We start from the raw sequence: 8,922 nt of genomic DNA on the forward strand, positions 1-8,922 counted from the left end.
ATGTCGGTTGTGGCGCTGATTGTGGACTCTGCCGAACGATTTCTTGAAAACGCTGCGAGGTCGACTTTCCTTGGTTTGGTTGAAGCATCGGGCACCCTTGTCGGATATATGGCCGTCCTGGCAGTAGCTCTTGTCGGTATTAACATGATGCTTCAGCTGCGCCCCATGGCATGGGCGCATTGTATTGGCCTGATGATCAAGTTGGCTTTGATTGGAATATTCGCCTGGAACTGGAATCAATTCTGGGCGGTGGCAAACGGCATTCTCAGTGCAATCGAGGCAACCGCTGGCGGTATTTTGGCTTCCAGCGGCGACGGCCTGAGCGGGCCGACGATTACGGACGGGTTTGCTGTAGCCATTGATGAAATGCTGGATAGTTTTGCGAGAGCGGCCACGACCATCGGACGGGAAATGGGCGGCTGGTTCGGCACCATGATCATGATGGGCATTTCATCCTTGCTCATCGGCTCTGTTGCGGCCGTATCTGCTTTGATGATCCTGTTCCCGAAGGTGGTCATCACGGTATTGCTGGGGCTGGCCCCTGTCATGATTGCAATGACGCTGTTCGAGGCGACGAAGGGATTCTTTGAACGCTGGCTTTCTTCCTGCATCAGCTGGTCACTCTATCCCCTGTTCATAGCCTCGATCTTCTCGATCATGCTGTCCATGGGCAACGACATGATAAACAGGATTGGGACAGATACTTACGACAGCATCGGCGCTTTCATTCCTTTCATCGTGCTTATGATCCTTATATTGATCTGTGTTGCCCTCCTTCCAAGTATCGTCAGTAGTGTTTCGGGACAAATACATGCGATGGGGGTCATTGCTACTGGAAGAACTTTCATGAACAATTCAAAAACATCTTTGAACGCCGTGAGAAACACAGCTAAGGCAGGCCAGGGCGCAGTCGCTCTCTCCAAAATTCCAGCGCAAACGGTGCGTGGTGAGAATGCTGTCGGTCGCGCCGGACAAGCATTTGCAGCACACCCATCTGTTTTTCAGGCGACCACAGGGGTTGCAGCATCAATCAATAGAATGCAGGATAAAGCCCGCATACTCGGAAAATAATGTTCGCATAAGCGAGGGACAGAAGGGCAGCCTTTGGCTGCCCTTACTTTTAGAAAAGGAACCGCGATGAATTTCGATCTTGAAAATATGTCGCTGAAAGAGCTTCGCGATCTTCACAAGGCGGTCGGTCGCCAGATCGACGGCTTTGAGGCCAGGAAAAGAGAACAGGCCATAACGGCCGCGCAGAAAGCGGCCGAGGAACACGGATTTTCGCTCAAGGACCTTCTGGCGAATGGAAAGGCCCCCAAGGCGGCTGTTGCGCCAAAATACGCCAATCCTGACAATACGTCCGAGACCTGGACAGGACGGGGGCGTCAGCCGCGTTGGGTGAAGGATCACCTGACTGCCGGGGGCACCGTGGACGATCTTCTGATCCAGTGATGATGCTGAGGTTTAAAGAAACGGGCGGCCATTGGCCGCCCGTTTCTTTATTCGGCAGCTGCAACGGCTGCACCATCGTCGTCAGGAGTGATCTTATCGACTTTTACAGTTGTCTGGATCAATGCCCTAACATTGTCGTCACCGCTGCCAACCAGATCATCGGGGCGGATTGACATATTGACCTTCCTCATTCGCTTGGGAACGCGAGGCTTCTGAACGCTCTCGTTGAGAGCATCCCTCGAACTGCCTGAATTATCATCGCCATTTTCCTTATTTTGAACCTGACCAAACGGACCTTCAGGCAGAACAGGTCGGATACGACTGCGCTGCTGCGCGATGGTTTGCACCTGATTTGACAGGTCGTCGATTTGTGCGACAGCACGCACTAGATTACCCTGAAGATCACGAATGGCTGCGTCCTTCGGATCGGGGGCGGGCAGCGGTCCTTTCTGCGCAAGAAAGATAGGTTTCAGCACCCGGTCCTCAAAATACTTGATCCGGGTTGCTTTGATCGGATGCTGACCATTGGCGATAATGACCACTGTATTCTCACCCAAACGGCCAGCGTCATCTTCTGTCAGCAGATCGCGATCCTCGGTCCGCTCAGAAATATTGGTTCCTTGGAACGGTCCTTTGCCGATGGTCTTCGACCGTGCCGTGACCTTCTTCGTAGTCTTGCCCACGGCCGCCGACAGCTCCGCCTTGGTGCGCGGATCGGCGGGTGCCAGGTAGATCTTCACCCCTGCCCCGCCTTGCAGCGACAGCCGGGTGTCCTCGCCATAGATTTTGTCCAGCGCCGGAATGGTCTGAGTGACGATCGCCAGGTTTCCGCCATAAGAGCGCAGGGTCTTGATGCTGTCCGCCACGATCGGCATGCGGCCAAGCATGTCGAACTCGTCCAGCATGATCATCACGGGCCAGGGTTCATCCTCCCCCGGCTCATGTGTGTGTAGGCTGGACAGCAGGTCTGAGAAGAACAGCCGGACCAGCGGCGCAAGCGCCTTGATCTTGTCATGCGGCGGGGCAATGAAATACGCGGTCTGCGGCGTGCGGCGGAAATCATGGAAACTGAAATCGCTCGTTTCCGTCGCCCGGTCGATTGCAGGGTTGGACCACAAGCTGAGGCCAGAGGTCATCAAGAGCGATAGATAAGACGTCAGGGTGCGGTCGTTGGTCGATGCCAGCCGCTCGAACATCAGCTTCGCGGCAGGGCTTTTCACCTTGTCGGCATAGATCAGGTATTGCTTCTGCTTGTCGCCACCCGCCGATGCCAGCCGGTAAATCTCGCCCAGGGTCGCCTTGTTGCGTTCCATCGCGAAGATGCCGCAGGCCACGAACAAGTCGATGCCGCCATCCAGAAGTCCCTTCATGCTGTCATCTTCGGTTTGCAGGAACAGCTCTGCCAGCAGGCGAATTTCCATCTGCCTCTGGTCCGGGTCCGGAAGCGCCGTGATCCGGTCGAGGGGATTGTAGCGGTGGCTCGGCTTGCCCCAGTCCAGCGGCGCAAAGCGCCACACCTTGTCCCCCATCGCCCGGCGATGACGGCTGGTCAGCTCGAAGTTCTCGCCCTTCACGTCGAGAACGACTGCACTCCCCGTCGAGAGAAGCAGGTTCGGCACCACGAAGCCGATGCCCTTACCCGAACCGGTCGGGGCCACCATGAGGCAATGCGGAAAGGATGCCGAACACAGGAATTTGGCCCGGCTTTTTGGCGATCCCATTTTTGCGACCACAAAGCCGCGTCCCGGCTTCTCGAAAAACTTGTTGGCCCTCAATTGGCGACGGCTCTGCCAATCCGCCCGACCGAAGGTGGTCAGCTTGTCGGTCAGCACCTGTGCCGAGAACAGAAGCGACAGGATGATGAAGCCGCCCCAGATCAGATTGATAATCCGGAAGGCTTGCGGGTCATTGTTCTTGAGGGCGAAGTATCCGGTCGCGATCCAGGTCCAATCCAGATACTCGCCGTTAAAACCATAGCGGAATGACAGAAAGCCGGTTCCGACGACATAGGCGAGACTTGTGCCCACCAGGGCGAACAGAAGAACGCCTCCGGGAATGTGCAGCTTACTCATGGCCGCCTCCTTCATGGCCGCGTTCCTGACGAACGCGGTCACGCTCGGCGGTCAGCGCGTCGTTCACACGCTCGATGCCCTGCTGCGCGCCTGGATCGTTGGTGGCGCGCAGGTAATCGCGTGCTATGGTCAGCTGGTCCTGCCGGTCGCCCACGCCGCGCAGGACCGACGCATCGCCGTTCTTGAGCGCGGCCAGTTCCTCGCGGGTCAACGCCTTCTCGACAGCCTCGCGCAGCTTGCGTTCGTCGTCTGCGCCGACAGGGCTGGCATGCTGCCTCAGATCGGAATGATCGCGGCCGATGCCGTCACGCGAGCCAATGGACGTGCCTGGTGCGTATTCAAGCGCCTCCGCCTCCCGCGACCGCTCAAGCTGCCCCTTGGCATCCGGTCCTGCATCCACCTGACCGGCTTCATTCAACTGCTCACGGATGGGATGAACATTGTTCACGCCCTGCTCATGGCTAACACCACGCTGTGCCGCCGCGCGCTGATAGATGGCGTCATCAACACCGTAGTCCGCCGCCACTCGGTCGTAGGCATGGTCCACCACCGCGATGGCCTGCTCCAGCTGCGCCTCATCGCGCAGATTGAGCCCGCGCAAATCAGCCACGCTTTGCAAATCCTGCTGGACCCAACGGGTTTCCAGCGCCGCGGAATTGGCCCCAAGCCGCATCCGGGCCTCGACCTCGACCGGATCAATCCCGGTTCCGTCCAGGGCCATTGCCAGCTTGGAACGACCATCGACTGCAAAGCGGGCGTTCACCCCCTCGACGTTCTGCGCCGAATAGATGCCCTCCTCGCTGGCGGTCTCGCTCAGATCGCGCGACCGGGCACCGAGTGGTTGCAGATGCTCCACCGAGGACAGCGCCTCGGCCAGCTTGCGTTCCATCGCCGGGCGATGGTTCGGGGCCGCGTCTGCAATGCGAACCTCCGCGCTATCGACAGCGCGCCTCAGATCGGCGGCGGCTTTATCAAAGTCTTCTTCGACAGACATGTAAGCGTCTCCCTTAGCTAAAATGACGCCACCCTGGGACAGGACGGCAGATGCCTTCTCAAATGCGGTAGCAAGATCCTGCATGTTGCTCAGCGAAGCAAAGCTGGCGAATTCGCGGTAGCGCAGGGACCAGTCGCGAACCTCGTCGGTGGCGCGGCGCAGCGCGTCCCCGACGCGAGGCGTCCCCGAAGGGGCCTCGAAGGCAGTGCCTGTCGTCACTGCCTTTTCCTGTGCCCGCCGCCACGCGCCATCGGTGGGGGGGTATTGGATATGACCACGCTGCAAACGCGTCGTGGCCTCAAGCTGGATGCCGTAGCGGGCGGCATGATCCACCATCGCCTCCTTGAAGGCTTGGTAGGTGTATTCAGTGCCCTGCCGGAGCGTGAAATAATCCCCCGGCTCCCTGCCCCGCCGATTGACGATGATATGGGCGTGCGGGTTCTTGTTCGGGCTGTCGGTGTGAACCGCGATCATGTAGTCGAACCGCCCGCCCAGCTTCTCCTTGCAGATTTCCCCGGCAATCATGCTGACATGCTGGGACTTGGCATTCCGTGGAAACGACATGACCATGTGGCTCGTCCGGGCCGCGTTCAACTGGCCCTGCCAGTCGTCGGTCCAGCGCGCCACGGCCCGCTCGATCTGCTCCGGCGTCAGGCGCTTCTCGCCGTCCAGAAGACCGCGTGAATCATGCACATCCACGCTCTTGCTGAACAGGTAGTTGAACTGGGACGACAGCTGCCCCTTGGAGGCACAGCCGCCCGTGCGGATCATCTTGAAGAACGCAGGCGACGCCCCCTGCGCCGCACGCGCCATCTGCCGGGCACCGGCAAGCTGACGGCCGCCTTTACCCCTGTCCCAACCCTCCTCGAAAAGCCGGGTGGAAACACCAGCGACAGAACTAGTCCGTCCCATCGTCCGCCCCCTTCATCCCGGCCACGAAGCGGCGGACCGTCTCCGAGGCCCGCTTGCCTTCCATCTCGCGGACCTGGGTGGACACACGGTCGATGTGATCGAGAAGGTCACTGAGAACCTGCTGCTGCGACTTGCTGAGCTTCAGCTTCTCTCCCCGCCGGACCTCGTAATTCTTGGTGGCGACCAGCTGGTTCACGTTCCGACCGATGGCGGACAACTCCCGCGCCACGTCGCGCAGGGCATCGGCCAGGTCCGGATCAGGCTCTAAAAACCCGGCCGGAACACAACACACGCGCCGCAAGGCATCGGCCCGGCTCTTCAAACCAAGCCGTCCCGTGAACGCATCGAAGGCCAGAAGGCTGTCCCGGTTCACCGTGAAGGACACGGGCGCGGTGTTCGTGTCGGAGACCTTGGCCTTGTCGTGGAAGCTGCGGATGGCCCGGTAGATGGTCGGCCGCGTCACGCCGTAGGTCTTCGCCAGCACGGCCACGGGCACGCCAGCACGGACGGATGCGACGATCTTCTTTTCGTCGGCGGGCGTGATCTTCTTCGTTCTTCCGGCCATGTCCAAAGTGTAAAAAATTACGGTTGCATTTCTTGCCACCAATCAACCATTCCACCCTCGCCCAAAAGACGAAGACTGTCAAGGAATTCGGCTTTTGGGCGAGGGTGGAATTCAATTTACCGGCGGCTCGTCGCCGGTGCCTGGACCGAGGGTGCAGCAAAGCATGCAGCCGAGGGACAGCCCCAGAGGCGCGGAGAGAGGCGCTGAGGGGGCGAAAGGGCGCTGGCCCTTGTCGGGGTGCGGAAAACCAAAACCCGGCCCCTAGCGCCAATCCAGAGGCTCTACGGTCGCGCCATGGTCTCGCGCTGCTACCTAAGGACCCATGCGGGGGCATATCCAGAGCCCATGACGTGACAGTGTGACATGACATTATGACATGCATGAACGCCATGATTTCATGCCATGACACCATGTCATGTTTTCATGGTATGAACATATGCCATTGTTTTATGCCGTTATCCCATGCCCAACTGTAATGTCATGACTTTGTGTCGAGACGTTATGACATGACAATAATACATGACTTTATGACATGATGTTGTGCCATGACAGTAAGACAGAGCAATGTGCCAGACTAAAAGTCGTGACATTATGCTGTGCCTCTATGTCAGGATATTATGCCATGCCTCTATTACATTCCCACCTGCCATGATCTTTGTCTGTTACGTCACGCCATGCAATCATGACATGAACTAATGACGCGCACTAATGACATTCATTCATGCCATGACATATTGACATGACATTTTGGTTTGGCTTACGAGGTAATGGTAGGGGCTAGGGGATCAGACTGCGCGGTCAGGCTGAAACATCCGCAAAGGGAGTGACCGAATGGCAATCGTGATCAGCATGATGAGCAAGAAGGGCGGGGCGGGCAAGTCAACGATGACGAAGCTGATGGCGTCAGCGTTTCTTTTCACCGGCAAGAGATGTCTCTTGATCGACATGGACGAAAGCGACGACTCGGTAGAGTGGTGGCAGACCGGTATCGAAAACAATCTGACAGACGAGAAGCTCGTGGCACGTCGTGCCGAGACGGGTGACGAACTGTTTGAGCTTATCGAAAAGCACGAAGCCGAAGTTGATTTCATCATCATCGACACCAAGGGCGAGGGCGTCGATTATGCTGTGGAGCTGGCAAGCGTGTCGGATGTTCTTCTCGTTCCCTGCATGAATGCCAAGGGAGACAGAAAACGCGCTCATGAAACTCTGTCTTGGTATAACGATCTCAAAGCGCGCTCAGAGGACCCTCGCGCTTTGCCCGTCCTTCATATCGTCATGGCGCGTGTTCAACCTGGTCTGTTCACCCATGTCAGAGGAAATCCAAAGCCGGATAAAGTCGGAGAGCGGGAGTTTGAACGCCATTATGAGATAATTGACGAGTTCAATCCCCTCTACACGATGGTGCCAGAAAAAGCGCAATATCGGGAAATGGATGAAAAGGGCGTCCTCGGGGCCATCATTGAAAAGATGCGGGCAAGTGATAATCCAAAGGATCGTGTCAGGGTTACACATTGGGAAGTCGCAATGTCTCACGCGATCACCCTTATCAACAATGTCTTCAGTGGTCGGAAAATGAGGCAGTAAAATGGCACGTCAGTTGATCAAAACAACCCGTGAAGATGCAACGGGCTTTCATAAACCTAAAAAAGCTGCGCGGGAATCCATTCTCAAGCCGCTGGATGAAAATGCAGTCAACGCTTTCACTCAAAAGCGCCAGCAGGTTGTGGAACCGCCCCGACCGGCAGCTGAGATGCAGTCCGAAGATGCTGTGTCTAACGAGGGAACGCCCACACCTGCCCCGAACGATGACCGCAGCCCTGTTACGCCCGAAGATACGGCCCCGACAAGCAACCCTGCTGATGAAAAGGAAGCAGCACCTGACGCTGCCGTCGAGCTGGTAGATCTTGTCGTGCCGCCTCGGAAGCGGAACTCAACAACACTCTCGATCACCCTGCGACTGAGGGTTTTGGAGCGGCATGTCGAACCACTGACGAAACTGCAATCAAGCGGCGTCGATGTTCAAGGCATCATGAGGTCAGCTTTCAATCAGCTTTCAAAAGTGACCTTTGAACCGCGCTATGTTGCCCAGGTTGCTGAGGCATCAGGTGCTGGCGGGTGGAGCCTTCGCACGACGGTCGCCGTCAAATCTGAAACCCTTCAAGCAATACAAGCGCAGGTTCGGGGCGGAGCGAAAGCGCCACGCTCGAAGCTCCTGTTAGGCCAGATCGAACCCGCGTGGTTTTCCAGTCTCGATCAGACCATCAAGGATTACATGAAATGACATTTCGCATTGCTACCGCCGTCATGGTTTTCTGTGCTGTTGCATCGCCTGCATTCGCATGGGATGAGACGACCGATTTTCGCGGGCTTCACATCTATACTGCATCCGCTGACGGCATCGCCCTGACTGCCGTCTGTGACCCTGACGGCGCATTCATTCCGCCGACCAACCACCTTCAAGTGGACATTCAAGGTCAGTGGTTGAAAGGACCTTATACCCTTGAGTCTGAGGGGAATACCTTCGCGGGCACCATGATCGCTGGAACAGCAGTATCGAGGGACAAAGCGGACTGGCAGCAGATCATTGCTATCTTACAAAGTGGGTCTGAACTGAAACTGACTGCTGGCGGTCAAACCTACCAATTGAATACCGGAACACCTTTCCCGGTATCTTGCGGTGCATCCGAGTAAAGCCGAACCAAGGGCTCCTTTCGGAGCTTCTGTCTTTTCTGCGGCATCGCCAGTCTGACTAAGTTGGATTTGTCCACCCGTGGCCCTTGAGGCCACGGGCTTGCAGACCGCGAGCGGAACGGCCCCCATAGTGCGAAGGGACGCGAGTGGGCTGTGGTCAAATCCATCCTGTAAAGCGGCACCTTTTCCCCATGCACCCGCGGCGGCGCAGCTGCCGCCCAAAGCCGCCGCCA

8 protein-coding genes are annotated in these 8,922 nt (G+C 57.4%); 5 read left to right on the forward strand and 3 right to left on the reverse strand.

Translation table 11 applies throughout. The features are described from left to right. On the forward strand, positions 1-1,071 hold the full coding sequence (locus TW83_RS12575; protein ID WP_045983117.1) for a type IV secretion system protein: 1,071 nt from the start codon (positions 1-3) through the stop codon (positions 1,069-1,071). A 66-nt stretch (positions 1,072-1,137) separates the two neighbouring features. After that, on the forward strand, positions 1,138-1,452 hold the full coding sequence (locus tag TW83_RS12580) for an H-NS histone family protein (RefSeq protein WP_045983118.1): 315 nt from the start codon (positions 1,138-1,140) through the stop codon (positions 1,450-1,452). A gap of 47 nt (positions 1,453-1,499) precedes the next feature. Here the strand turns inward: TW83_RS12580 and TW83_RS12585 are convergent, their stop codons facing one another. The 3 genes from TW83_RS12585 to TW83_RS12595 all read right to left on the reverse strand — a co-directional run bounded on the left by TW83_RS12585 (position 1,500) and on the right by TW83_RS12595 (position 5,995). Beyond that, entirely contained in the window at positions 1,500-3,524 is a 2,025-nt protein-coding gene (locus TW83_RS12585; RefSeq protein WP_084697448.1) for a type IV secretory system conjugative DNA transfer family protein, read from the reverse strand. Beyond that, positions 3,517-5,331 carry a relaxase/mobilization nuclease domain-containing protein gene (locus tag TW83_RS12590; protein WP_052714865.1) on the reverse strand — a complete coding sequence of 605 codons (1,815 nt, stop codon included), beginning with the start codon at positions 5,329-5,331 and terminating at the stop codon, positions 3,517-3,519. The genes TW83_RS12585 and TW83_RS12590 overlap by 8 nt, the downstream gene beginning before the upstream one ends. Before the next feature lie 85 nt (positions 5,332-5,416). Further along, a complete protein-coding gene (locus TW83_RS12595) occupies positions 5,417-5,995 on the reverse strand; it encodes a helix-turn-helix domain-containing protein (RefSeq protein WP_045983119.1) in 579 nt (192 codons plus the stop codon). An 831-nt stretch (positions 5,996-6,826) separates the two neighbouring features. Between TW83_RS12595 and TW83_RS12600 the strand changes: the two genes are divergently transcribed. From TW83_RS12600 to TW83_RS20630, 3 genes are read left to right on the forward strand one after another with little or no spacing between them, the layout of a single operon-like run. Continuing rightward, positions 6,827-7,582 (forward strand): ParA family protein, encoded by a 756-nt coding sequence (locus tag TW83_RS12600; protein ID WP_045983120.1) that lies wholly within the window; start codon positions 6,827-6,829, stop codon positions 7,580-7,582. Position 7,583: 1 nt separating this feature from the next. Continuing rightward, positions 7,584-8,279, forward strand: coding sequence for a hypothetical protein (locus TW83_RS20625; RefSeq protein WP_157001557.1), 696 nt, complete (start codon positions 7,584-7,586; stop codon positions 8,277-8,279). Beyond that, the gene (locus tag TW83_RS20630; protein WP_157001559.1) at positions 8,276-8,689 is read left to right on the forward strand and encodes a hypothetical protein; all 414 of its coding nucleotides are present in this window, start codon (positions 8,276-8,278) and stop codon (positions 8,687-8,689) included. Before TW83_RS20625 ends, TW83_RS20630 begins: the two co-directional genes overlap by 4 nt. Positions 8,690-8,922 lie beyond the last annotated feature (233 nt).

The organism is Paracoccus sp. S4493 (assembly GCF_000967735.1).
Classification (GTDB): domain Bacteria; phylum Pseudomonadota; class Alphaproteobacteria; order Rhodobacterales; family Rhodobacteraceae; genus Paracoccus; species Paracoccus marcusii.